The organism is Methylobacterium sp. WL103 (assembly GCF_008039885.1).
Classification (GTDB): Bacteria; Pseudomonadota; Alphaproteobacteria; order Rhizobiales; family Beijerinckiaceae; genus Methylobacterium; species Methylobacterium cerastii.
The window spans coordinates 1-905 of record NZ_VRUX01001032.1; the positions used below are offsets into that span (position 1 = coordinate 1).

Here is a 905-nt window from a genome sequence, read left to right on the forward strand (position 1 = left end):
CGGGCCAGATCGCGCAGATCCAGACCTCGACCGGTCAGGCGGTCGCCTCGATCGGGGGGATGACCGGGCGCATCCGCCAGATCAGCGACGTGGCGACCTCGATCGCGGCGGCGGTGGAGCAGCAGGGCGCGGCGACGCAGGAGATCGTGCGCAACGTCAGCCAGGCGGCTTTGGGCACGGCGGAGGTGACCGGCAACATCGCCGGCGTGGCGGGCGCGGCCGAGGAGACCGGCGCGGCGGCGAGCCAGGTACTGGGTGCGGCCTCCGAGCTCTCGCGCCAGTCCGAGCACCTCGCGGCGGAAGTCGATCGCTTCCTCGCCACCGTCCGCGCCGCCTGACCCGATCCTCCCCGTCATCCCGGGGCTGCGCAGCAGAGCCCGGGATCCAGAGCCGCCGACGGCGCAATCAGGAGAACGACCTGCGGTTCTGGATCCCGGGCTCGCCTCTGGCGCCCCGGGATGACGGCGAGGGTGTGAAAACGCGGGTTTTTGCGATCCGCGCCTTGCTTCGAACGAAGCCTCAGCCGCCCGCCTCAAGACGTTCCGTCCCACACCATTCGGCAACGAACAGCGCCATCGCCGTGGTGATGCGCTGGACGGAGCGCAGGCTGACGCGCTCGTCGAAACCGTGGATGTTCTCGCTGGCCGGGCCGTAGCAGAGCGCCGGCACCTGCTCGTAGAGGGCGTGCACCCGCGTATCGAGGTAGCAGGGCGCCATGATGCCGGTCAGCTCCGCTCCGGTCGCGCGGCGGTGGGCGGCGGCGAGCACGCCCTCCGCCTCCGAGCCCGGCTCCAGCACGTAGCCCTCGGCGAAGAACCCGTCGAAGGTGACCCGCGGCGGGGCGTCGGCGAGGAAAGGGTCGGCGCGGGTCACCTTCGACGGGTTCTTCGCCGAGGGCTACGTGC

Annotated in this window: 2 pseudogenes; one reads left to right on the forward strand and one right to left on the reverse strand. The window is 71.7% G+C overall.

Going from position 1 to position 905, the window contains the following annotated elements:
- Positions 1-338: pseudogene (locus FV222_RS27555) on the forward strand (chemotaxis protein); the annotation flags it as partial.
- A gap of 181 nt (positions 339-519) precedes the next feature.
- Here FV222_RS27555 and FV222_RS27560 read toward each other — a convergent pair.
- Positions 520-867: pseudogene (locus FV222_RS27560) on the reverse strand (ArgE/DapE family deacylase); the annotation flags it as partial.
- Between the last annotated feature and the right edge of the window lie 38 nt (positions 868-905).